The following is a 23,589-nucleotide window of genomic DNA, read 5'->3' as shown; positions in this document are numbered from 1 at the left end:
AATGAACTTTCCGGAAATCTCGTTTTTTCCGGGAACCGTGGATGGGGTCCGCGGCAATCACAGGTGTCAGGACGGACAGCGAGAGGCACCAGATGCGACAGGAGAGCCGGGCGGCGACACCACCTCGGCCCGCAGCCCCGGACGGGACCGACGACGCCACGGTGATCACACGATCCCGGTACGAACCCGAACAGTTCGCCGTACTGTTCGCCCGCCACGCGCCGGCGCTCAAGCGTTACGTCATCAGGCGGCTGGGCCAGGACCCGGCCGAGGACATCGTCGCCGAGACCTTCACGCTGGCCTTCCAGCGCCGGGAGTCGTACGACCCGGCCTACGGCGACGCCCGGCCGTGGCTGTACGGCATCGCCACCAACCTCATGAGGCGCCACCGCCGCCAGGAGATCGGCATGTACCGGGCGCTGAGCCGTACGGGGACGGACCCGGTGGTCGAGCCGTTCACCGACGAGGTCGACCGGAGGGTGGCGGCGGACGGGCAGCGGCGACGGCTCGCCGCCGCGCTGGCCGGGCTCTCCCGGCCGTACCGGGACACGCTGCTGCTGGTCACGTGGGGTGATCTCAACTACGAGCAGGCCGCGCTGGCGCTCGGCGTCCCGGTGGGGACAGTGCGCTCGCGGATCAGCCGGGCCCGGGAGAGGCTGCGCCGGGCGCTCGGCGGCGTCGATCCGGCCATCGAGAACGAAAGGGAGATCGGATGAATGAGATCGAGCTGCTCACGAGCCTGCGGGACGAGGTCCCGCACCGGCCCGACGTGCGCGCGGAGGAGCACCGGCTGCTCGCCGAGATCCGCGACGGCTCCCCGTCCCCGGGCGGGCGGCCCTCACGTCCGGCGTTCCGCCCGCGCTGGGGTCTCGCCCTGGCCGGGGCGGGCCTCGCGGCGAGCGCCGTGGTCGCGCTCCAGGCCGGAGGGACCGGTGGGATCGGCGGGACCGGGGAACCCCGGGAGCGGCCGGCCGTCGCCGGGCCGTCGGCCGGCCGGCCGCCCAGCGCGGCCGTCGTCCTTGAGAACGCCGCGCTCGTCGCCGCCCGCGCCGAGGACGCCGACATCCGTCCGGACCGGTGGGTCTACCGCAGAGAGTCGCAGCATTTCCCGAACGGAGGCCTGCCGACGTTCGAGACCTGGACCCGGATGGACGGGCGCAAGGAGGCCCTCCGGGAGGAAGGGGGAAACCTCAAGATCGGCGATGGGGAGAAGGGGCCGACGAACCCCGTCAGGACCCAGCGTGACGTGGACGCCCTGCCGACCGATCCGGACGCGCTGCTCGCGCACTTCCGCGGCATGGAGCGGGACATGTCCCCGCTGTCGATCTGCCAGCCAGATTGCCCGGCCGGGACCGAGACGGACGTCAAGGCGTTCGGGGCCATCGGGTGGTACCTCAAGTACGGTCCCCTCATCTCCCCGGAGAAGACCGCGGCGATGTACCGGGCGCTGGCGAGGATCCCGAACGTCAGGATCGAGGAGAACGCCACGGACGGAGACGGCCGTACGGGGGTCGGCGTCGTGCTCGACCTCGGGCCGGCGGGCAAGGGGTACTACATCCTCGACGCCCGGGACTACCACTACCTCGGCACGAAGGTCGTGAACGGCGACGACACCGCCGCCATGTCGGTGCTGGGCTCCGGCGTCGTCGACGAGCCCGGCCAGATCCCCTGACGCGACGGGCTCCGGGAGGTCCACCCCGTCCGGACGTGACGGTCGCGGGGGCGCGTCACACGGGGTGGACCATGGCGTCATGGCTGCTTCGCCCGCGATGATTCGCAGCCATGACGCGATGACCGCCGGGGCGATGAGTTCTCCTCCTCCGGGCGGTCTGTCCCCGGGTAGGGACGCACACGCCCGGAGAAGGAGGACATTCCCATGTTCGAGCCGATCACAGAGCTGCACGAGGGGTTCAGCGAGCCCGGCGCCGAGGCGCGGCCGTGGCGGGAGGTGGCCGGCGTGCTGTCGGCTGCGGAGATGTTCTGGCTGTCGACCGTACGCCGCGACGGGCGGCCGCACGTCACGCCGCTCCCGGCGATCTGGCTCGACGGGGCGCTGCACTTCAGCACCGGCCCCGGCGAGCAGAAGGCGAGGAACCTGGAGCACGACCCCCGATGCGTCCTGACCACCGGCACCGACCGGCTCAGGTCCGGGCTCGACGTCGTGGTGGAGGGGACCGCCGTACGGGTGACCGACGAGGAACCGCTCGGCAGGCTCGCGGAGCGGTGGAAGACCGAGCTCGACTGGGACTACGAGGTCGCCGACGGGATGTTCCGCGGCGGCGACGGCCGGCGGGCGCTGGTCTTCGGCGTCACCCCGGCGAAGGTGCTGGCCTTCGGCAAGGCGCCCTACAGCCAGACCCGCTACCGCTTCCCCGCCTGACCGTCACCGGTTCCCCCGGCGGCCTCTCAGGCGCCGACGGTCCCGTCCACGCCCTCGCGCAGGAGGTCGGCGTGCCCGTTGTGGCGGGCGTACTCGTGGATCAGGTGCAGCATCACCAGCCGCAGCGAGACCTCCTCGTCCCACCTGGGGTTGTACGCCGTCACGTCGAGCGACTCGGCCTCCCGCTCGATCCGGCGGGAGTGCTCCACCTCCGACTGCCAGGCGGCGAACGCCTCCGCGCGGGTGGACGCGCTCGCGTCATAGGCCACCTGGTAGTCGCCCTCGTCCGACCAGACGAGCGGGACGTCCTCGCCGTTGATCACCTTGCGGAACCACGTGCGCTCCACCTCGGCCATGTGGCGCACCAGGCCGAGCAGCGAGAGCGTCGAGGGCGGCATCGACCGCCGCCGCAGTTCCTCGTCGGACAGGCCGTCGCACTTCATGGCCAGCGTCGCGCGGTGGTAGTCGAGGAAGGCGCGCAGCGTCTCCCGCTCCCCCGCGGTCAACGGCGGCCCGATCCGCTCCGTGGTCACTGCCTGCCCCTTCCGATCGGCGGTTCCCCGGTGCCGGGCCGTACCGCACCGCAAGGACGGCGTGATCGCGATGTTCACCGGCGGTCCCCCGGCGCCGGGCTGTACCGGCTCCGAGCCCCGGCGCGTGCCCGCACCGCTCCGGGAGAACATAGCGGCCCGCCGTCACCGCGAGTCCAGGCGGCCCCCGCCGTACCGGCGTCCTCCGGAAGGTTCAGTCAGGAATCGCGTAGGTGTACGACCACACGAACCGGCTCGCCGCGTGCACCCCACGCGCGTACTCGACCACCTGTCCATCGGCCGTACGGGTGACGCGCCGCACCTCCACGACCGGTTCCCCCGAGGGGAGATCGAGGAGGAGGGTCTCCTCGGCGGTGGGCATGCGGGCCTGGATGTCCTCGGTGATCTCGTGCGGGGGAAGACCCTGATCGGCCAGCACGCGGAACCCGCCGCCCGGACCGGCGATCCCGGGCGCGGGATCGACCAGGGGCGTGCCCTCGACATGGGCGGGCAGATAGTACGAGGTCATCGTGTGGGTGGGGACACCGTCACGGGTCATGACGCGTGCCCGTTCGTACACCGGAGAGCCCGCCTCGACACCGAGCGCGGCGGCGACCGGTTCATCGGCGGCGACAAGGGACACGTCCTGTGTCTGGTGTCCCCGCTGGCGGGTGGAGTCGCTGTCCGGAGCACCGGTGGCGAACGCCTCGACGCCGGTCTGCTCCCAGCGGTGCCGCGCGTAGCGGTCCGGTCCCAACCGGCGGATCGGATACGACTCGCGCACGTAGGCGCCCGAGCCGTGCCGGGTGACCACCGACCCTTCGTTCCTGAGCAGGATCAGCGCCTTGCTCGCCGTACTCCGGGACACGTCGTAACGCTCGGCGAGATCCCGGACGGAGGGCAGCCTGGCTCCGGCGGGCAGACGACCGGCCGCGATGTCGTCGCGCAGATCGGCCACGATGCGCTGCGCGGGTGACTGAGGATCTGGGTGCATATGAGCACCCTACCGAAGTGTCGTAGGCCATTTCCTTGACGACAAGCCTGACCGGCCTTAACTTTATGTGTCCTACGACACTTAGATGGACCCGCCAGGACGCTCGCAACGCCTGACGGGCCCTTGATCAGGAAGCAGCTCCTGACCCATGACGAACACTGGTGCTCCGGTGCTCGACCGAGCCGCGATCAGCGGATGCGGTTGTTTCGCCGACGGGCCGCCGATGCCGATGGGATGTGCCCACTGCGGGCACCCGCCGTACGGGCACGGCTGCCCCGGCCGGGCCGCCGACCACGACTACGCGCAGCCATCCGGCGAGCTGATGGCCGAGAGGATGGATACGCATCACCGGCTGGAGCCGAGGCGCGTGCCGCGCTTCGCGCCGCCCGTCGTCGTGGCGCCGGCCGAGGTGATCCCCCTGGTGCCCGCCCAGCGCCGCTCCGAGCCGACCGTCCCGGCGGTCCGGCGGGTCCCGCCCCCCGTCCGGCAGGCGCCGACGGCCGGGCGCCCGCTGGACGCGCGACCCGCCCTTCAGGCCCGCGCACCTCAGGTCCCCGTCCCGCAGGAGCCCCGGGGCGTGGCGGCCTCTGTTCCGCCCGCTGTCGGCGCGGGCAACGAGATCCCGGTGATCACCGACGTGAGCGGTGAAATCCGCCCTGTCGCCGGCACGAGCGGCAGAACCAGCACGCCCACTGGAACCGGCCCGTCCGGCGTCACCGACGTACGGACAGACGCTGGACACGATGACGGAGGTCCGACCCGTGGAACAGCCCGAGACAGCACGACCCCGACCGGCGATTCCCGGGTGGCGAATCATCCGCAGCGACGCCGGACGGTTCTGGGCCAGCCGGGAACGACCCTTCGCCGAGGGGTCACGGTGGGACGGCCCGCCGTACCGAACCGCCTGGATGACGTGTCCGCCCCCTGAACCGGCATGGCGGTGCGGAGCGCCCCGTCCCGCACCGCCATGCTTCGCATAGAACGAAGATGTCTTCGCTTATACCGAATATCGAAGGGTTGCCTGGAGGGTCGCAAGGCAATCGACCGACTCAGGTCGTCGATCGCCGATCTGGTCAGGTAAAGACCCTCGCGAATTCAAAGCGTGGTCAAGCGAACACTTATAGTGTTCACGTCATGCCCACCCGAGAACACGAGATCTGGCTCGAACTCATCAAGGAACGCCCCACCCTCGCCGCCGATCTCCTCGACTGCGTCCGCCCCGACACCGTCCCCGCCCACACCCACGCCCGCATCGAATCGGCCGACCTCAACGACCACAAACCCACCGAATACCGCGCCGACACCGTCGTCAGCCTCCGCGACGAGCACACCGACATCGTCGCCGCCGTCATCGTCGAGGTCCAACGCCGCAAAGACCTCCACAAACGCTGGAGCTGGCCTGCCTATCTCGCCACCTTGCGCGCCCGCCTGCACTGTCCCGTCCTGTTGCTGATCATCAGCCCCCGCCCCGGCACCGCCGCCTGGTGCGCCCAGCCCATCGCCCTCGGCCACCCCGGCCTGACCCTCACCCCCCTGGTCCTGGGCCCCGACCGGATCCCCGCCGTCACCGACCCCGCCCAGGCCCAGGACAACCCCGAACTGGCCGTCCTATCGGCCCTCGTCCACGGCCACGGCGACGACGGCGAGAAAATCCTCACCGCGATGCTCCACGGCCTGGACCACCTCGGAATCGACCAGGCGCAAGGTTATATTGACGAAGTGCTGGCCATGCTCCCTGTAGCGGCCCGCCAGATCCTGGAGGCGATGATGCGCACCGGCACCCGCGAGTACAAGAGCGAATACGCCCGCCACTACTTCGGACAGGGCAAGGCAGAGGGCATCGCCGAAGGCGAGGCCAAGGGCGAGGCCAAGGGCGAGGCCAAGATGCTGCTGCTCGTCCTGACCGCACGCGGTATCGACGTCCCCGACGACGTCCGCGCCCGTGTCCTCGAATGCACCGACCTGGATCAGATCGAGCAGTGGGGCCGCCGCGCCGGAACGGTCGCCACCATCGACGAACTCTTCGGCTAGCCCGACGTCGTCCCGGCCTCCCCTGGGGGGTTCAGATCGTCACGTTGAGGGCCGTGAGGCCGCGGATGACGTAGCCGGGGCCCCAGGTCGGCTCGGCGGTGAGTTCCATCTTCGGGGCCCGGCGCAGCAGGGCGCCGAACGACTCGATCAGCTCGATCCGGGCGAGCGGCGCGCCGAGACAGAAGTGGATGCCCGCGCCGAAGGAGATGTGCGGGTTGTCCACCCGGCCCACGTCGAGGCGCTCGGGGTCGGCGAAGACCTCGGGGTCGCGGTTGGCCGAGCCGAACAGCAGCGCCACCTCCGAGCCGCGCGGGATGTCGATCCCTCCCACGGTGATGTCCTCCAGCACCCAGCGCTCGAACATCTGCAGCGGGGTGTCCCAGCGCATCAGCTCCTCGATCGCACCGGGCAGCAGGCCGTGGTCGGCGCGCAGCCGTTCCAGCTCGGCCGGGTTGCGGAACAGCGACCACCAGCCGTTGCCGGTGACGTTGACCGTGGCCTCGTGGCCGGCGTTGAGCAGCAGCACACAGGTGCCGACCAGCTCCTCCTCGGTGAGCCGGTCGCCCTCGTCGGCCACCTGGGCGAGCGCGCTGATCAGGTCGTCACCGGGGTCGGTACGGCGGGCCCGCGCCAGCTCGACGAGGTAGGCGGAGAACTCCTCGGCCGCGCGCACGGCGGTGTGCTGGGCCTCGACCGAGGGGTTGAGCTCGTACATCCCGCAGATGTCGGCGGACCAGGGCCGTAGCAGGTGCCGGTCGGCCTCGGGCACGCCGAGCATCTCGGCGATCACGGTCACCGGGAGCGGCTCGGCCACCTCGGAGATGAGGTCGCCGCCGCCGCGTTCGGCGAACGCCTCGACCAGCTCTCCGGCGATCCGGGCGACCTTGGGGCGCAGCGTCTCGACCATGCGCGGGGTGAACGCCTTGGAGACCAGCCGACGCAACCGGGTGTGCACCGGCGGCTCGACGTCGAGCATCCCGGCCCTGATCACCCGCCAGAACGGGTCCTGGAACTCCGGGTCGTCCGGCCTGCCGAACTCGGCGTGGGTCGCCACGTGCAGGTAGGACCGGCCCAGCCGGCGGTCACGCAGCAGCGCGTTGACGTCGGCGTGCCGGGCGATCAGCCACTGGCCCGTCGGCTCGAAGAAGCCGACCGGCCGCTCGCGCCGCAGCTCGTCGTAGACGTCGTAAGGGTGGGCGACGAATTCCGGATTCCAAGGATCAAAGCGCACGTAGACATCGTAATGTCCCAGGTGGCCGGGCCCCAAGACCCCGGAGATCCGCGAGACATCTGTCCGCATTCCGAGACACGGAGCTTGCGGCGGGGCCGCTGTCGTCGGTTATAGTCCCGGGTAGGTCATGAGTGCCAGCGACAAGCCCCGGCTAGCTGGCCGGCAACCCTCGCGTCCGCGGCGGGGTGCCCCGGGTGAGGACCTGGTCCGGCGCGAGGTGCGCCGGGCAAGCGCGGGCTCCACGCATCAACGCCGTGGCTTGGGGTCCGATGACCTCATAAGGAGCACGGGCGTGTCCACTCTGACGATCTTCGCCTCCACCGCCCCCGCCGACACCGCTTCCGGCGACGCGGCCGACTGCACCACGCGAACCGCCGCCGGAAACGCCCCGGCCGCCCCGGAAACCGCCGCCCCCGCCGCCGCAAGCGCCCCGGCCGCCCCCGGAACCGCCGTACCGGGAACCACCCTCCCCGGGACCCGCGTGCCCGAGGCCCGGCGGATCCCCGCGGTGCTCGGCGCGGACCTCGAGGTCCCGGTCCGCGGCGGCCGGCTGGTCCCCTACGCCAACTTCGACTACGCCGCCAGCGCGCCCTGTCTGGAGCCGGTGAGCGCCGCCGTCGCCGCCGCGCTCCCGGCCTACTCCAGCGTCCACCGCGGCGCCGGCTACGCCTCCCAGCTCACCACCGCCCGCTACGAGCGGGCCCGGCACACGGTCCGCGCCTTCGCCGGGGCCCGCCCGGACGACGCGGTGGTCTTCACCCGCAACACCACCGACGCCACCAACCTGCTGGCCCGCTGCCTGCCCGAGGGGACCACGGTCGTGGTCTTCGACACCGAGCACCACGCTTCGCTGCTGCCGTGGCGGCGTGCCGTACGGCTGGCGCCGCCGGCGTTCCCGGGTGAGGCGGTCCGCGCCACGGACCGGGCGCTCGCCGAGATCGAGGGCCCCAAGCTGCTGGTCGTGACCGCCGCCTCCAACGTCACCGGGGAGCTGTGGCCGATCGCCGCGCTGGCGCACATCGCCCACCGGCACGGCGCCCGCGTGCTGGTGGACGCCGCCCAGCTCGTCCCGCACCGCCCGGTCAACCTGACCGCGCTCGACCTGGACTACGTGGTCTTCTCCGGCCACAAGCTCTACGCGCCGTTCGGCACGGGCGCGCTGATCGGCCGCCCGGACTGGCTGTCCGGAGCCGAGCCGTACCTGCGCGGCGGGGGCGCGGTGCGGGCGGTCACGGACGGCGGGGAGGCCGACTGGCACGACGACCCCGAGGCCCGCCACGAGGCCGGCACCCCGAACGTCCTCGGCGCCGTCGCCCTCGCCGCCGCCTGCGACGCGCTGACCGCGACCGGCTGGACCGCGCTGGTCCGCGAGGAGGAGCGTCTCCTCGCCCGGCTGCGCGCCGGGATCGCCGGGATCGAGGGCGTCCGCGAGCTGTCCCTGTGGGACCCCGCCCACCCCCGCGTCGGCATCGTCTCCTTCACCGTGGCCGGCCGTACCGCCCGGGAGGTCGCCGAGGTCCTGTCCTCCGAGTACGGCATCGGCGTCCGGGACGGCAGGTTCTGCGCCCATCCCTTCGTCCGGCACCTCCTGGACGCCCACCGCCCGGACACCGAGCCTCAGGACGCTCACCACCCGGGCGCCGACCATCTGGACACGCGCCACCAGGACATCCACCACCCGGACACCGAGCCCCGGGACGCCGTCCGCGGCACCCGGCGGCCGGTCGCCGCGGACGGCGGCTGCGACGACGGGACCGCCTCGGCCGTCCGCGCGTCGATCGGCATCGGCACCACCGACGAGCACGTGGACCGGTTGGTGTCCGCTCTGCGGGAGATTGCCGCGCGACGCTGACGTGGGAGCATGAGCCTATGAGTGAGCGTCGCACCGAAGGGGCGTCCCGGGAGCTGCACGTGGGCATCGGAGCCGGAGCGGAGGCCGTACGGCCGGCCCCGGCCGACGGGCCGGCGGCTCCCGGCGCGCAGGGCAAGGAGCTCGCCACCGAGGACATGGTCCTCAACATCGGACCGCAGCACCCCTCCACCCACGGGGTGCTGCGGCTGCGGCTCACCCTGGACGGAGAGCTGATCAGCTCGGCCGAACCCGTCGTGGGCTACATGCACCGCGGCGCGGAGAAGCTGTTCGAGGTGCGCGACTACCGGCAGATCATCGTGCTGGCCAACCGGCACGACTGGCTGTCGGCGTTCGCCAACGAGCTGGGCGTGGTGCTCGCGGTGGAACGGATGATCGGCATGGAGACGCCGCCCCGGGCCGTCTGGACCCGCACGCTGCTGGCCGAGCTGAACCGGGTGCTCAGCCACCTGATGTTCCTCGGCTCCTACCCGCTGGAGCTCGGCGCGATCACCCCCGTCTTCTACGCGTTCCGTGAGCGCGAGACCCTCCAGGCCGTGATGGAGGAGGTCTCCGGCGGGCGGATGCACTACATGTTCAACCGGGTCGGCGGCCTGAAGGAGGAGCTGCCCGAGGGCTGGTCGGAGCGGGCGGCGCGGGCCGTCGCCGACGTGCGGCGGCGGCTGCCCGACATCGAGAACCTGATCGTGGACAACGAGATCTTCCTCGCCCGCACCCGCGGGGTGGGCGTCCTGGACCGCGAGACGATCATGCAGTACGGCGTGAGCGGCCCGATCGCCCGTGCCTCCGGCGTGGACATGGACCTGCGCCGGGACGAACCCTACCTCGCCTACGGCGAGCTGCCGGTGCGGGTCGTCACCCGGGAGGCCGGCGACTGCCACGCCCGGTTCGAGGTGCTGCTGGAGCAGGTGAAGGTCTCCCTCGACCTGGCCGACGCCTGCCTGGAGCGGCTGCGCGAGCTGCCGCCGGGGCCGATCAACCAGCGACTGCCCAAGGTGCTCAAGGTCCCCGAGGGCCACACCTACGCCTGGACGGAGAACCCGCTCGGCCTCAACGGCTACTACCTCGTCTCACGCGGCGAGAAGACCCCGTGGCGGCTGAAGCTCCGCTCGGCCTCCTACAACAACGTCCAGGTGCTGCGCGAGATGCTCCCCGGCCACCTGGTCTCCGACATGGTGGCCATTCTCGGCTCGATGTTCTTCGTGGTCGGCGACATCGACAAGTGACGCCGCCGGGGCCGGGGCGGGGCCTCTCCGGTGAGAGCCGGGCCGCGACGCCGGACCCGGCGGGTCACCGAGACCCCGGCCTCAGCTCCCGGCCTCCCGGCCCTTCTCGGTGGGATCCTTGGGCACCCGGCAGCAGTGCTCCAGGTACAGCGCCGCGCAGACCAGCACCACGCAGCCGACGAACGAGCCGCCGGCGATGAAGAAGTCACGGCGTGGCACGCCCTGTTCCAGCAGGTCCGCGGTGTAGAAGGCGAACCCGGCGAAGACGCCCGCGAAGACGGCGCCGCCGTACGCCGACGCCTGGGCGAGGGCGGCCAGGCGGGCCACCGCCATCGGCTCGACGGGTTTGGTGTCCGGCCTGCGCTCGATCCGGGCCTTGGTCATCCACCCGGTGTACGCCTCGCCGAGCGCCAGCAGGAAGACGGTCGGGATCGCCGTCCACGGCACGGTCGGCAGGGACGAGTAGAACGGCTTCAGCGCGACCCAGGTGAGGACGCCGAACACGACGATGAGCCCGACGATCACGTCGGGGCGGCTGGGCCTCACTCGGGCCTCTGCAGCGTCAGATCCGCGCGCGGCCGCACGCCCTCCTGGTCCAGCCCGGCCAGCAGGTCGGTGACCCGCCGCCCGGCCAGCGTCGCCTCCGGATCGACCCGCGACCACGGAACCAGCACGAACGCCCGCTCGTGCGCCCGGGGGTGCGGCAGCGTCAGCTCCGGGTCGCCGGAGACGACGTCCCCCACCGTGATGAGGTCGACGTCGAGGGTGCGGGCGCCCCAGCGTTCCATCCGGATCCGCCCGAAGGCGTTCTCCACGTTCTGGGCGCGTTCGAGGATCGTCCGGGGGTCCAGGGAGCTCTCGGCGATCACCACCGCGTTGAGGTACGGGCCCTGTTCGGGGCCGCCGACCGGGTCGGTCTCGTAGACCGGCGACACCGCGACGAAGCCCAGCCCCGGCGCGTCGAAGAGCGCGTCCAGCGCGCCCTGCAGGGTGTCGAAGCGGTCGCCCAGGTTGCTGCCGAGCGCCAGCACGACCTTCATCCGCGGCCCTCCCGGCTTCTCCTGATCGTCACGACCACGTCGTCGAACGGCAGCGGGATCGGCGCGGCCGGCTTGTGGACGCTCACCTCGGCCGACTCCACCGGCTCGTACGCCAGGCAGACGTCGGCCAGACGCCGGGCGAGCGTCTCGATCAGGTCTACCGGCTCGCCCTCCACGACCTTCACCAGTTCCTGGGCGAGCTCGCCGTAGTGCACGGTCCTCGTCAGGTCGTCCGCTGCCGCCGCGGGGGCGGTGTCGAGGAAGAGCGTGACGTCCACGACGAACTCCTGACCCAGCTCCCGCTCGGCCGCGAGCACGCCGTGCCGTCCTCTCGCCCGCAACCCCCGCACGCTGATCCGGTCGGTGCCTGTCGGATCTGTCACGCCGCCTCGTCCTCCTCCTCGTCGTCGTCGCTCTGCAGCACGGGCGAACCGTGGTGCAGCCAGAGCCTCCAGCCCTCGGCCGTCCTGACGAAGGTGTTGCTCGCCACCACCTTGCCCGCGGCGAAGCTGGAATCACCTTCGTCGCCCGCGGTGAGGATGTTCTCCTCGCAGGTGAGGATGGCGACGTCGCCCATGACCATCACCCGGACGTCGGTCAGCACGAACTGGATGTAGGGGGTGTTGGCCATGAGCAGCGCCCAGGAGCGCAGCACCTCCGGGCGGCCCGACACGATCGGCCACCCGGGATGCACGCAGCTCACCTGCCGGCCGTCCATGTCCTCGGCCCAGATCTCGGTCATCCGGTCGAGGTCGGCGTTCTCGATCGCGGTGTAGAACGACTGGTTGACCGTCTCGACGGCGGTGGTGTCGACGCTCATGCTCTCGCTCCCTGGACGGCTGCGGCGATGCGGACGGCGTCCGCGTTCGGGCGTACGTTGTGCACCCGCACGCACCACGCCCCCTGCCGGGCGACGATGGCCGTCACGGCGAGCGTGGCGTCGTCGCTGCGGTCGAAGGGCCGTGGCGTACCGTCCGGATCGGCGAGCAGCCTTCCCAGGAAACGCTTCCGGGACGCTCCGATGAGCAGTGGGTAGCCGAGCGTGGCGAGCCGGTCGAGCCCGCCGAGCACGGCCCAGTTGTGCTCGGCGTTCTTGGAGAAACCCAGTCCCGGGTCGAGCACGATCTGCTCCTCGGCGACGCCTTCGGCCAGCACCGAGGCCACCCGCTTGGCCAGTTCCTCGCGTACCTCGGTCACGACGTCGCCGTAGACCGCGCGGTCGTTCATCGCGTGGCTGTGGCCGCGCCAGTGCATGACCACGTACGCCACGCCGGTCGCGGCGACGGCCCTCGGCATCTCCGGATCGGCCAGCCCGCCGCTGACGTCGTTGACCAGCACGGCCCCGGCGTCCACCGCGGCGCGGGCGACCTCGGCCCGCATGGTGTCGACGCTGACCGTGACGCCCTCGCGGCTGAGCTCCCGGATGACCGGCTCGACCCGGGCCAGCTCCTCGTCGAGCGGCACGCGCGCCGCGCCGGGCCTGGTGGACTCCCCTCCCACATCGACGATGTCGGCGCCCTGCTCGACCAGCTCCAGACCGTGCCGTACGGCGACCTTCGGGTCGAACCAGCGGCCGCCGTCGGAGAACGAGTCGGGGGTCACGTTGACCACGCCCATCACCAGGCACCGGCCGCGACCGGGCACCCCCGGCACCTTCCACGTAGTCATGCCGACAAGCCTAGGCGTTCCCCATGCTTCGCCAATATCGTGGGTCCGGCTTGCGAGAGGACGGGTCCGTTCCGGCCGGTCGGGGGGACGGGCGGCGCCGGGACGGCGCAGAGAGCGGTGGACGGCACTTCTCGCGATCATCTCCCGCGTGGGTCGCCTTTCCCGGCCAGCCGATCGAGGAAGCGCTCGGAACAGGAACTCGGAGCATGCCGGACGGCCGGCAAGTGTGGCGATACTAACCCGATCCGGGGAGGCCCGACAGGTCTTTCCGCCCGGCCCGTACGGCGAAGCCCCGCCGGAACCGCGGGGGCGGCACCGGCGGGGCTTCGAGGGCCGGGCCCGGTGGACGGGCGGCCCGGTGGATCCAGTGGGTCCGACGGACTCAGCGGATGATGAGCGACATCGCCTCGGCGCGGGTCTTCTCGCTGTTGCGGAAGTCGCCGCGCACCGCCGAGGTGATCGTCTTCGCGCCGGGCTTGCGGACCCCGCGCATGGTCATGCACAGGTGCTCGCACTCGATCACGACGATGACCCCCCGGGGCTCAAGCACCCGCATGAGCGCGTCGGCGATCTGGGAGGTCATCCGCTCCTGCACCTGCGGGCGGCGGGCGTACACGTCGACCAGCCTGGCCAGCTTGGACAGGCCGGTGACCTGCCCCTTCTGGTTGGGGATGTAACCGACGTGGGCGACGCCGTGGAACGGCACCAGATGGTGCTCACAGGTGGAGTACACCTCGATGTCCCTGACGAGCACCATCTCGTCGTGGTCGACGTCGAAGACCGTGGTCAGCACGTCCTCCGGCGTCTGCCGCAGCCCGGCGAACTGCTCGGCGTAGGCGCGGGCGACCCGGGCCGGGGTCTCCTGAAGGCCGTCCCGGTCCGGGTCCTCACCGATCGCGATGAGGATCTCCCGGACGGCCTTCTCGATCCTGGCCGAGTCGATGCTCGCCGGCTGTTCGGGCTCCACGCTCAGCTACCGTCCCTCGGGGCGGTGTCCGGGTAGGCGCCCGAGGTGCCCGCCGGGAGCGCGCCGTTGCCGGACTGCTCCTTGGGGGTGAGGATCGGCGGGCGGTTGGACGGCAGCCGCTTGCCGTAACCGGAGTAGGAGGGACGCTTCTCCCTGACGACCACCGGGGCGAAGATCTGGAGGACCTGCTCCCGGGAGAGGGTCTCCTTCTCCATCAGCTCCAGCACGAGGTTGTCGAGCACGTCGCGGTACTCGACGAGGATCTCCCACGCCTGGTCGTGCCCGGACTCGATGAGGCGGCGGACCTCCTCGTCGATCGCCGAGGCGATCTTCTCGGAGTAGTCGCGCTCGTGACCCATCTCACGGCCCAGGAAGACCTCGGCCTGGCCGCTGCCGAACTTGCGGGCGCCGAGCTGCTCGCTCATGCCGTACTCGGTGACCATGCGCCGGGCGATGGAGGTGGCCTTCTCGATGTCGTTGGAGGCGCCGGTGGTGGGCTCGTGGAACACGAGCTCCTCCGCCGTGCGGCCGCCCAGCAGCATCGCGAGCTGGTCCATCATCTCCGAGCGGGTCGCGAGGAACTTGTCCTCCATGGGCAGCGTCATCGTGTAACCGAGGGCGCGGCCGCGGGACAGGATCGTGATCTTGTGGACCGGGTCGGAGTTGGGCAGCGCGTGCGCGACCAGGGCGTGACCGCCCTCGTGGTACGCGATGATCTTCTTCTCCTGGTCCGACATGACCCGGGACTTGCGCTCGGGGCCGGCCATGACGCGGTCGATGGCCTCCTCGAGGGTCTCCATCGTGATCAGCTTCTGGTCGGCGCGGGCGGTGAGCAGCGCCGCCTCGTTGATGACGTTGGCCAGGTCGGCGCCGGTGAAGCCCGGGGTACGGCGGGCGATGACGTCGAGGTCGACGCCCTCGGCGAACGGCTTGCCACGGCCGTGGACCCTGAGGATGCCCTTGCGGCCCTCCAGGTCCGGACGGTCGACGGTGACCTGACGGTCGAACCGGCCGGGACGCAGCAGCGCCGGGTCGAGGATGTCGGGCCGGTTGGTCGCGGCGATGAGGATCACGCCGCCCTTGACGTCGAAGCCGTCCATCTCGACGAGGAGCTGGTTCAGCGTCTGCTCGCGCTCGTCGTGACCGCCGCCGAGACCGGCGCCGCGGTGACGGCCCACCGCGTCGATCTCGTCGATGAAGATGATCGCCGGGGCGTTCGCCTTGGCCTGCTCGAACAGGTCGCGCACCCGGGAGGCGCCGACGCCGACGAACATCTCGACGAAGTCGGAACCGGAGATCGAGTAGAACGGCACCCCGGCCTCACCGGCGACCGCCCTGGCGAGCAGGGTCTTGCCGGTTCCGGGCGGGCCGTACAGCAGGACGCCCTTGGGGATCTTGGCGCCGATCGCCTGGAACTTGGCCGGGGCCTGCAGGAACTCCTTGATCTCCTGGAGCTCCTCGATGGCCTCGTCCGCGCCGGCGACGTCGGAGAAGGTGGTCTTGGGGGTGTCCTTGGTGATGAGCTTGGCCTTCGACTTGCCGAAGTTCATCACCCGCGAGCCGCCACCCTGCATCTGGTTCATGACGAACAGGAAGATCAGCACGATGAGGATGATCGGCAGGAAGCTCACCACGAGGCCGACGAGGATGTTCTCCTTCGGCACGTCGACGGTGTAGCCCTTGGACAGCTTTCCGGCGTTCTGCGCTGTCTGAAGCTGGTCGGCGAGCTGGACGCCCTGCCCGGTCACCCACGAGGAGTAGTAGCGCTTGCCGTCGGCCAGTGTGACCTCGATGCGCTGGTCCTTGTCGATGATCTTGGCGTTGGCGACCTTGCCCTCGTTGATCCAGCTGACGATCTGGGACGTGTCTTTCTTCTCGAAGTTGCCGTCACCACCCCACATGGTGCTGACGAGCAAGAGCAAGACGACGATGCCCAGGATCCACAGCAGTGGCCCACGTGTAAATCGCTTGAGATCCATCCGATGCGGAACCCCGGCGGGCCCGTCCCTTCCTGACCATGGCCTGGAGACCCCGGGCGAGCCCGGGGTTGCGGCATCCCTAACCGCTTCCAACTGACTACCCAGAGACGGCGCTATAGACCTTCTCTTAGAAGTCCGAAGGTACACCGACGTGCCGTGCGGGGTAACCGCTGTGGCAGCACCGGCTTTGCCCTACCAACGTACGTCAGGTGGGTGTGTGTTCCCTGCCGCGGTGGGCGATGTCGCCTTTTCGGACGGCCCGCTTCGCGCAGGGCGTACTTTTCAGGCCTCTCCGTACACGTGCGGCGCGAGAGTCCCGATGAAAGGGAGGTTCCGGTAACGCTCGGCGTAGTCCAGGCCGTACCCGATCACGAACTCGTTGGGGATGTCGAAACCGATGTATTTCACATCGATCGGAACCTTGACCGCGTCCGGCTTGCGCAGCGCGGCGCAGATCTCCACGGAGGCGGGGTTGCGCGACTTCAGGTTGTGGACCAGCCACGAAAGGGTCAGGCCGGAATCGATGATGTCCTCGACGACCAGCACGTGACGGCCCGCGATGTCGGTGTCGAGGTCCTTCAGCACCCGCACGACGCCGGAGGACTTGGTGCCGGCGCCGTAGGACGACACGGCCATCCAGTCCATCTGGACCGGCAGGTGCAACGCCCTGGCCAGGTCGGCCATGACCATGACCGCCCCCTTGAGCACGCCCACGATCAGCAGGTCCTGGTCCGCGTAGTCCTCGTCGATCCGGGCCGCCAACTCCTTGATCTTGGCCTGGAGCTCGTCCTCGGAGATGAGGACCCGCGCGAGGTCCTTGTCCATGTCGGCTGCGTCCACCTGGGATTTCCTTACGAAGCGGGACTGGCTGGCTGTCTGGCGAACACCAGGGTGCCATACCGGCGGACCACCCCAATCCCCCCGGGGACCTCCACGCGCCGCTGTCCCCGCCAGCCGGTGACCAGGCCGTCGATCCGCAGGATGTGCCCGGCCGCGAGCGTGCCCGGGGGTGAGCCCGACTCGACCGCGGCCCGCCGCAGCACCCTCCGGCGGACCGCCGCGGGCGCCTTCTCCAGCTCCGGTACGGCCAGCGCGACCCCGCCGATATCGCTAAGAGCGCAATCGGCGACGACGGCGCGGGCGTAGACCTCGTCCGCCCAGCCGTCGAGGGCGTCGGCGTCGTCCCGGCACAGGGACGCGGTCCGGGCCAGCGCCTCGGCGACCCCGGGGCCGAGCTCCTCCTCCAGGGCGGGCAGCAGCCGCCGCCGGACCCGGACGCGGGCGTAGCGGTCGTCGAGGTTGTGCGGGTCCTCCCAGGGAGTGAGGCCCAGCGCGGCGCAGGCCGCCGCGGTCGTCCGCCTGCCCAGCTCCAGGAACGGCCGCCGGTACAGCCCGGCGCGGGCCGGCATGCCCGCCAGCGACCGGGTGCCGCTGCCCCTGGACAGACGGAGCAGCACGGTCTCGGCCTGGTCGTCCCTGGTGTGCCCGAGGAGCACGGCCGCCGCGCCCAGCCGCCCCGCCGCCTCAGCCAGCGCGCCGTACCGGGCCTCCCTGGCCGCGGCCTCCGGCCCTCCGGCGGTGCCGACGTGGACGGCCGGAGCCTCGGCGGGGTCGAGCCCGAGGACGGGCGCCAGCCGCACGACGTCGGCGGCCCGCGCGGCGGAGCCCTCCTGCAGCCCGTGGTCGACGGTCACCAGACCGGCGCGCAGGCCCGCGCGGGGCGCGGCGAAACCCGTCGCGGCGGCCAGCGCCAGGGAGTCGGCGCCGCCGCTGCACGCGACGAGCACGAGGGAGCCGGGCGCGAGGTCGTCCAGCGCGTGCCGTACGGCACGGCGGACGTCGGCGACGGCCGGAGGCGGACCCATGCCCGCCATTGTCCGGCCTCGGGACGACCGGCGACGCCATCGGCCCCGCCGGAATCCGCCCGGCGGGCCCGGCCCGCCGGAGCCCGCCTCGCGCGGCCTGTCCCGCCGGAGCCGGCCTCGCCGGGTCCGCCGTCAGTCCTCGGCGCCGCCGGGCTTCTGGGCGTCCCCGGGCTTCGGAGCGTCTCCGGGCTTGGAGGTGTCTCCGGGCTTGGGGGTGTCTCCGGCGTCCGGAGCGCCGCCGGGCTTCTGGGCGCCCTCGGGCTTCGGGGTGTCCACGGGCTCCGGAGTGCTTTCGGGCTTCGGGGTGTCTGCGGGCTTCGAGGCGCTCGCGGTGTCCGAGGTGCCTCCGCCGCCCGGGGCACCGTCTCCGCTGCCCGGGGCGCTCACCCCGGTGTCGCCCGCCTCGGAGGCGGCGCCGTCGCCGCCCGCGGGAAGGGGCGTGACGGCTCCGACCCCGGAGACGGCCCTCACCTCGGCCACCCTGGCGATCCACCGCTCGGGGTGGGCGATCTCGTCCGTGGTGGGGAGGGTCTCGGGAGACGTCCAGACCTTGTTGAAACCGTCCATGCCCACACGGTCGACGACCGCGCGGACGAAGGCGGAGCCCTGGGCGTACTGCTTCATCTTGAGGTCGATCCCGAGCAGCCTGCGGATCGTGCGATCGACCCGGGAGCCGCCCTCGCGGCGGTGGTGGAACTTGGCGCGGATCTCGGCGACCGAGGGGACCACCGACGGCCCGACGGCGTCCATGACGTAGTCGCCGTGCCCCTCGACCAGGGTCATCACCGCGGTGAGCCGGTCGAGGATCGCCCGCTGCTCGGGCGTCTGGATCGCGTCGATCAGGTTGCCCTCACCGCCCCGGACGGCGTCGGCCACCGCGTCGGCGGCCGAGCGGAACCGCTCCAGGAGCGTGCTCAGGTCGATGTCCGAGGCGAGCAGGAACTGCGTGGTCTGGGAGCGGACGTATTCGCGCAGCCACGGGACGCCGGTGAACTGCACCCGGTGGGTCTCCTCGTGCAGGCAGACCCAGAGCCGGAAGTCGTCCGGGTTGACGCCCAGCTCCTGCTCGGTGTGCACGATGTTGGGGGCGACCAGGGTCAGGCGGCCGGTGGGCGCCTCACCCCTGGGATCCGGCGGGAGGAACAGCTCGTACTGGCCGAGGACGCGGGACGCCAGGAAGGCCAGCACCGCGCCGACCTCGACGCCGGTGACGCGCGCGCCCATCGAGGTCACGATCGCCGGGGTCTGGGCGCCGCGGGCGGCCAGCCGTTCGGTCAGCGGCTCCAGCACCACCCGGAAACCGTCGACGTTGGCCTTGATCCAGCCGGGACGGTCGACGATCGTCGCGGGCTGCGGCGCGGTCTCGGTGTCGATTCGGGTGAACTCGCGGACGTGCCCTTCGGCCTCACGGGACAGCCGCCGCAGTTGTGCGACGGCCTGGCGGGCCTCCTCTCGGCTCACTTGCGGCCCGGGGCGCACCAGGCGCGTTCCGGTCGCTACGGCAAGATCCCAGTCGATCACCTGCATACCGTCCACCGTACGTGGTGAGCGTCCCGAGCGCGCCATCCGAGTCGTCCGCGCCGCGGGAAGCCGTGGAAGCCGGCCGCCGGCGTCGGTCCGGCCGCCCCCGGGCGGCCCCGGGCGGCCCCGCACCGGCCGCCGGAGACGCCCCGGTCGCGGGAACACGGCCGTCGGCGGCAGGCGTCGGCCCGCGGCCGGCGGCGGCGGGTGTCAGCTCGCGGCGACGGTCGCGGCGAGCCTGTCGAGGGCCGCCTCCGCCTTGCCCCATCCGGGCGGGACGTCGTCCGCCATGAAGGCGAACGCCACCAGCCGGCCCTCCCGCGTGGTGGTCACACCGGTCAGCGCGTTGACGCCGTTGAGGGTGCCGGTCTTGGCGCGGATCAGGCCGTAGACGGAGTGGTCCTTGGTGAAGCGGTGGCCGAGGGTGCCGGTGAACCCGGCGATGGGCATGCCGCTGATCACCGAACGCAGGTGGGGGTTGGCCGGGGAGGCCGCCAGCGCGACCAGCCGGGCCAGGCTCGCCGGGGCGATGCGGTTCCTGGGCGACAGCCCGCTGCCGTCGAAGACCTGCACGCCCTCCACGCCCAGCCCGCTCAGCACCTTGCGCACGGCCTCCGACGCGCCGTCGACGGAGGCCGGCATGCCCTCCTTGAGGGCGACCTGCCTGGCCAGCGCCTCGGCGAGGTCGTTGTCGCTGAGCGTCAGCGCCCGCTCGACCAGGGCGTAGACGGGCGCGGAGTCGACCCTGGCGATCTCCTGGGCGCCGGCCTGGGCCCTGGCCCGCGTGGCGCCGCCGCCGGAGACCGCGACGCCGTACTTGGGCAGCAGGGTGGTGAACGTCTGGTACGCCGTCCGGGAGGGGTCGGCGACCCGCTGGCGGACGCCCGGCCTGACCCTGCCCTCGTCGATCATGAGAGCGGTGGTCGGGGCGGCCTCGCCGTCGGGGATGTAGTTGGGCTTCCAGGTCGGAGGGACGCGCGGGCCGGTGTAGAGGCTGTCGTCGTAGGCCACCGAGACCTTGGTGATCCCGGCCGCCTTCAGCGCCTTGGCCGTCCGCCGGGCGAGGACCGGCAGGGACGCCGGCACGGGGTAGACCGGACCGGCGAGCGGCTTGGGACCGGCGAGCGTGGGATCGCCCCCGCCGACCAGGATGATCGAGTTCGCGGTCGCCCCCCGCACCACGCGCGTGCTCAGCCTGGTGTCGGGTCCCAGGGAGGCCAGCGCGGCGACCGAGGTGGCGACCTTGGTGGTGGACGCCGGCGTGACGCCCGCCTCGGCGTCGCCGTCGAAGATCACGCCACCGGTCCGGACGTCGAGGACCGCTGCGCCCACCCTCTTGCCCAGTGCGGGGTCCCCCAGCGCCTCGGTGAGAGCCCCGGTCAAAGTACCCTTGGCAGGGAGAGGTCCGTTCCCCCCCGCGACCAGCACCGGACCCGCGGTGACGACCGGGACGGGAGGCGGCTCGGCCGAAGCGGTCGATTCGGGCGCCTTCTTGGTCAGCAGGTCGCTGGTGAGCAGGTGGGCACCGGCCGCGACGACGAAAAGCTGCAGCAAGACGAGAGTGACCAAGGCCACCAACCGCTCGCGCCGCATCACGTCGCCGACCTTTCGCCAAACGGTACCCAACAGGTTCAACGCCTACGAGACACTAATGCCCATCCGGGTGTACCCGGGGGCTTGAGCGGAGGAACAGCGGTGGAGTTCGACGTTCTCGTTGAGATTCCCAAGGGACAACGGAACAAGTACGAGGTGGATCACGAGACCGGACGGATCAGGCTGGACCGGCTGCTCTTCACCTCCACGCAGTACCCCGCGGACTACGGCTTCATCGAGCACACCCTCGGTGAGGACGGCGACCCCCTCGACGCGCTGGTGCTGCTCCAGGAGCCGACCTTCCCCGGCTGCCTGATCAGGTGCCGCGCGGTCGGCATGTTCCGCATGACCGACGAGAAGGGCGGTGACGACAAGGTCCTGTGCGTCCCGTCCACCGACCCCCGGATGGAGCACATCCGCGACATCCACCACGTGGCGGAGTTCGACCGCCTGGAGATCCAGCACTTCTTCGAGGTCTACAAGGACCTGGAGCCCGGCAAGTCCGTCGAGGGCGCCAACTGGGTCGGCCGGGTCGAGGCCGAGGAGGAGATCGCGCGCTCGATCAAGCGGGCCGAGACCTCCGGCGAGCACTGACCGGACGGCCGCCGGCCCGGCGGTCGCCCGTCCGGCGACCACCGGGCCGGCGGCCGTCAAGCGTCACACCGGGTGTCACACCGGGCGGGTCACGCCGGGTTGTCACACCGGGCGTGACGCGCCGGATGAGCCGGCCGGGCGGGTCGCGCCGATGAGGTCACCGCGCCACATCGGCGCGATCCGCACGACGTCCCCGGTCTGCGGGGCGTGCACCATCAGCCCGCCGCCGATGTAGATCCCCACGTGCCGGACGTCCGCGGGGTTCCCGGTGAGCCGGCCGAAGAACAGCAGGTCACCCCGGTGGAGCCGGTCGAGCCGCACGCGCCGTCCCGACGACCACTGGGATCCCGTCCAGTGGTCCAGCCTGATCCCGGCCCGCTCCCACGCCCGCATGGCGAGCCCCGAGCAGTCGTAGCCGCGGGGCCCGCTGGCGGCCCAGACGTACGGCTTGTCGAGCTGTGTGAGCGCCCAGTCGGCGACGACGTCGCCCGCCGTCTGCCACGGAGCGGGGTCGAGCCACCAGTCCGGCTCAGGCCACCCGCCGTCCGCGCCCCGCCCCCAGGGGCCGCCCCCGGTACGTTCCCGCAGGCCACGGCCTCCGATGGCGCGTTCCCCGGCTACACGCTCCCCGGTCAGGCGGGTCCCGGCGAGGCGGCTCCCGGCGGCGTGGGCTCCGGTCACGCGGCCTCCCGCGAGACGGTTCCCGACGGCTCGGGCTCCGGCGGGACGTCCCGTCCTGAGCGCGCCCGCCGGCCGCCGGACCCACCGGTCCGCCCCGGCCCATCCGGCCGGACCCCCGGTACGGCCCAGCACCGCGCGCCGCACGAGCCTGATCCCGCCGTACGCCCACGGGCCCGCGGATCCACCTCGGACGAACCCCAGGGGACCCACCGGCCCCACGCCGACACGGCCGCGCATCGCCGCTCCCGTGCCTCGGGCACCGCCGCGTGCCGCATGCCGTACGGCCCCGGTACGGCCCGGCCGCGCATGACCGGCGTGCCGGGTGCGGCCCGGGTCCACATATCCGGCATATCCGGTGTGCCCGGTGCGGCCCCGCGCGGCGCGCCACCGCCCGGAGAGGCGGGCCGCGGCGCTCCTGGCCGCGGAGGCCCGGTCACGCAGAAGGGTCCGCTCGGCGGCGATCCGCCGTACCTCCGCCAGCTGGGCGGAGGCGGCCGTCTCGGCCTCGGCCCGCTCCGCGGCGGTCCGGCTCGCCGCCGAGCGGTGCCGCACGTGGACCTCCTCGGCGCGGGCTTCGAGCGCGAGGAAGAAGTCCAGGGCCCGCCGTAGCCCGTCGAGCCTCCCGGGCGACGACGGCGCGTCACCCGTCCCGGAGGGAAGGACCTCCCGGAGAAGAGGCACGGTGAAACCGGCCGGGAAGTCGTCCGCGAGGGGAGCGGCGGGCGACGCCGGAAGAGCCGCGCCGACGGGAAGGGCACGCGCGGGGAGGTCCGCGCGGGAGGGGACGGGCCACGACGAGGAACTCGGACCCGAGGAGAGGGAAGGGCGCTGCGGTAAGCCCGCCGGAGGTGAGGCGGGGTCCGTCGGGGAGGCGACCGGAAAGGCGGACCGGGACGACAGGCCCACCGGGGGTCGGGCGGGGTCCGTCGGGGAGAGGGCCGGGAAGGCGGTCCGGGAGGGGAGGAGAGCCGGGGCGAGAGCGCCGTACCGGTCGGGGAACCCGGCCCGTTCCAGCTCGGCCCCGGCCTCGCGGACCCGCTCGCCCGCCTGTTCGGCCAGCGTCCGGGCCCGGGCCGCCTCGGCCAGCTCGCCGTCATGGATCTCGGTCAGCGTCTTCACCCTGGCGGCCAGTCCGGCGGATCTCTTCCGGGCGCTCGCGAGCCGGTCGGCGGCCGCGCGCGCCTGTTTACTTCGCTCGACGGCTCTGGACCGGGCCTCCGCCACCTCGTCGGCGGACGGGCCCGGCCTGCCCTGTCGCGCGTGGGCGGGCAGGCCCGCGCCGGTGATCAGACAGCAGGCCAGGCCCGCCACGGCCACGGCGTGACAGCGTCGTCGTCTCTTCCCCGCGGAACGCATGCGTTCAATCTCCGAATCACCGTGTGGCGCTGTGCGATGCACGTCACAGCATGATCAGTGTGA

The 23,589-nt window shown here is 72.1% G+C and carries 21 protein-coding genes, 1 pseudogene and 1 riboswitch; of the genes and pseudogenes, 7 read left to right on the top strand and 15 right to left on the bottom strand.

What is annotated here, in order from left to right; genetic code table 11:
• Positions 1-92: 92 nt before the first annotated feature.
• The 3 genes from AB0D67_RS13345 (at position 93) to AB0D67_RS13335 (ending at position 2,380) form a co-directional block, all read left to right on the top strand.
• A complete protein-coding gene (locus AB0D67_RS13345; protein ID WP_362933497.1) occupies positions 93-716 on the top strand; it encodes an RNA polymerase sigma factor in 624 nt (207 codons plus the stop codon).
• Positions 713-1,672, top strand: a complete 960-nt coding sequence (locus AB0D67_RS13340; protein ID WP_362933494.1) for a CU044_5270 family protein — start codon at positions 713-715, stop codon at positions 1,670-1,672. The genes AB0D67_RS13345 and AB0D67_RS13340 overlap by 4 nt, the downstream gene beginning before the upstream one ends.
• Positions 1,673-1,876: 204 nt before the next feature.
• Positions 1,877-2,380 carry a pyridoxamine 5'-phosphate oxidase family protein gene (locus AB0D67_RS13335; RefSeq protein WP_362933491.1) on the top strand — a complete coding sequence of 168 codons (504 nt, stop codon included), beginning with the start codon at positions 1,877-1,879 and terminating at the stop codon, positions 2,378-2,380.
• A 26-nt stretch (positions 2,381-2,406) separates the two neighbouring features.
• Here AB0D67_RS13335 and AB0D67_RS13330 read toward each other — a convergent pair whose 3' ends face one another.
• Together AB0D67_RS13330 and AB0D67_RS13325 are read right to left on the bottom strand one after the other, a co-directional pair.
• Complete coding sequence (locus AB0D67_RS13330; protein ID WP_362933488.1) at positions 2,407-2,913, bottom strand: DinB family protein; 507 nt, start codon at positions 2,911-2,913, stop codon at positions 2,407-2,409.
• 211 nt (positions 2,914-3,124) lie between these two features.
• Positions 3,125-3,904, bottom strand: coding sequence for a GntR family transcriptional regulator (locus tag AB0D67_RS13325; protein ID WP_362933485.1), 780 nt, complete (start codon positions 3,902-3,904; stop codon positions 3,125-3,127).
• A gap of 1,134 nt (positions 3,905-5,038) precedes the next feature.
• Between AB0D67_RS13325 and AB0D67_RS13320 the strand changes: the two genes are divergently transcribed.
• Positions 5,039-5,935, top strand: coding sequence for a hypothetical protein (locus AB0D67_RS13320; protein ID WP_362933482.1), 897 nt, complete (start codon positions 5,039-5,041; stop codon positions 5,933-5,935).
• Between the two features lie 31 nt (positions 5,936-5,966).
• Here the strand turns inward: AB0D67_RS13320 and AB0D67_RS13315 are convergent, their stop codons facing one another.
• On the bottom strand, positions 5,967-7,166 hold the full coding sequence (locus tag AB0D67_RS13315) for a cytochrome P450 (protein ID WP_362933479.1): 1,200 nt from the start codon (positions 7,164-7,166) through the stop codon (positions 5,967-5,969).
• A 123-nt stretch (positions 7,167-7,289) separates the two neighbouring features.
• Positions 7,290-7,405: riboswitch (SAM riboswitch) on the top strand.
• 242 nt (positions 7,406-7,647) lie between these two features.
• Here AB0D67_RS13315 and AB0D67_RS13310 point away from each other — a divergent pair.
• Positions 7,648-9,018 carry an aminotransferase class V-fold PLP-dependent enzyme gene (locus AB0D67_RS13310; RefSeq protein WP_362933854.1) on the top strand — a complete coding sequence of 457 codons (1,371 nt, stop codon included), beginning with the start codon at positions 7,648-7,650 and terminating at the stop codon, positions 9,016-9,018.
• Between the two features lie 17 nt (positions 9,019-9,035).
• Entirely contained in the window at positions 9,036-10,262 is a 1,227-nt protein-coding gene (locus AB0D67_RS13305; RefSeq protein ID WP_362933476.1) for an NADH-quinone oxidoreductase subunit D, read from the top strand.
• An 81-nt stretch (positions 10,263-10,343) separates the two neighbouring features.
• Here the strand turns inward: AB0D67_RS13305 and AB0D67_RS13300 are convergent, their stop codons facing one another.
• The 11 genes and pseudogenes from AB0D67_RS13300 to dacB all read right to left on the bottom strand — a co-directional run bounded on the left by AB0D67_RS13300 (position 10,344) and on the right by dacB (position 20,856).
• On the bottom strand, positions 10,344-10,808 hold the full coding sequence (locus AB0D67_RS13300; RefSeq protein WP_362933473.1) for a DUF3180 domain-containing protein: 465 nt from the start codon (positions 10,806-10,808) through the stop codon (positions 10,344-10,346).
• Positions 10,805-11,302 (bottom strand): 2-amino-4-hydroxy-6-hydroxymethyldihydropteridine diphosphokinase, encoded by a 498-nt coding sequence (folK, locus tag AB0D67_RS13295; RefSeq protein ID WP_362933470.1) that lies wholly within the window; start codon positions 11,300-11,302, stop codon positions 10,805-10,807. Before folK ends, AB0D67_RS13300 begins: the two co-directional genes overlap by 4 nt.
• Positions 11,299-11,685, bottom strand: a complete 387-nt coding sequence (gene folB, locus AB0D67_RS13290) for a dihydroneopterin aldolase (RefSeq protein WP_362933467.1) — start codon at positions 11,683-11,685, stop codon at positions 11,299-11,301. Before folB ends, folK begins: the two co-directional genes overlap by 4 nt.
• Positions 11,682-12,122 carry a nuclear transport factor 2 family protein gene (locus AB0D67_RS13285; RefSeq protein ID WP_362933464.1) on the bottom strand — a complete coding sequence of 147 codons (441 nt, stop codon included), beginning with the start codon at positions 12,120-12,122 and terminating at the stop codon, positions 11,682-11,684. The genes folB and AB0D67_RS13285 overlap by 4 nt, the downstream gene beginning before the upstream one ends.
• A complete protein-coding gene (gene folP / locus AB0D67_RS13280; RefSeq protein WP_362933460.1) occupies positions 12,119-12,970 on the bottom strand; it encodes a dihydropteroate synthase in 852 nt (283 codons plus the stop codon). Before folP ends, AB0D67_RS13285 begins: the two co-directional genes overlap by 4 nt.
• Before the next feature lie 382 nt (positions 12,971-13,352).
• Positions 13,353-13,943, bottom strand: a complete 591-nt coding sequence (gene folE / locus AB0D67_RS13275; RefSeq protein ID WP_362933851.1) for a GTP cyclohydrolase I FolE — start codon at positions 13,941-13,943, stop codon at positions 13,353-13,355.
• Positions 13,940-15,916 carry an ATP-dependent zinc metalloprotease FtsH gene (gene ftsH / locus AB0D67_RS13270; RefSeq protein WP_362933457.1) on the bottom strand — a complete coding sequence of 659 codons (1,977 nt, stop codon included), beginning with the start codon at positions 15,914-15,916 and terminating at the stop codon, positions 13,940-13,942. The genes folE and ftsH overlap by 4 nt, the downstream gene beginning before the upstream one ends.
• Before the next feature lie 282 nt (positions 15,917-16,198).
• The gene (hpt, locus tag AB0D67_RS13265) at positions 16,199-16,756 is read right to left on the bottom strand and encodes a hypoxanthine phosphoribosyltransferase (RefSeq protein WP_362933454.1); all 558 of its coding nucleotides are present in this window, start codon (positions 16,754-16,756) and stop codon (positions 16,199-16,201) included.
• Positions 16,757-16,767: 11 nt separating this feature from the next.
• Positions 16,768-17,781, bottom strand: coding sequence for a tRNA lysidine(34) synthetase TilS (gene tilS / locus AB0D67_RS13260; protein ID WP_362933451.1), 1,014 nt, complete (start codon positions 17,779-17,781; stop codon positions 16,768-16,770).
• 477 nt (positions 17,782-18,258) lie between these two features.
• Positions 18,259-19,308, bottom strand: a pseudogene (locus AB0D67_RS13255) (zinc-dependent metalloprotease); the annotation flags it as partial.
• Positions 19,309-19,512: 204 nt separating this feature from the next.
• Positions 19,513-20,856, bottom strand: coding sequence for a D-alanyl-D-alanine carboxypeptidase/D-alanyl-D-alanine-endopeptidase (gene dacB / locus AB0D67_RS13250; RefSeq protein WP_362933448.1), 1,344 nt, complete (start codon positions 20,854-20,856; stop codon positions 19,513-19,515).
• Between the two features lie 141 nt (positions 20,857-20,997).
• Between dacB and AB0D67_RS13245 the strand changes: the two genes are divergently transcribed.
• On the top strand, positions 20,998-21,489 hold the full coding sequence (locus AB0D67_RS13245; protein WP_362933445.1) for an inorganic diphosphatase: 492 nt from the start codon (positions 20,998-21,000) through the stop codon (positions 21,487-21,489).
• A 102-nt stretch (positions 21,490-21,591) separates the two neighbouring features.
• Here AB0D67_RS13245 and AB0D67_RS13240 read toward each other — a convergent pair whose 3' ends face one another.
• Positions 21,592-23,526: a C40 family peptidase gene (locus AB0D67_RS13240; RefSeq protein ID WP_362933442.1), complete on the bottom strand. Its 1,935-nt coding sequence runs from the start codon at positions 23,524-23,526 to the stop codon at positions 21,592-21,594.
• Positions 23,527-23,589: the final 63 nt, after the last annotated feature.

Source organism: Streptosporangium sp. NPDC048047 (genome assembly GCF_040653115.1).
Lineage (GTDB): Bacteria > Actinomycetota > Actinomycetes > Streptosporangiales > Streptosporangiaceae > Streptosporangium.
The sequence above is the reverse complement of the archived record's forward strand: the minus strand, read 5'-3'. Positions and strand labels throughout refer to the sequence as shown.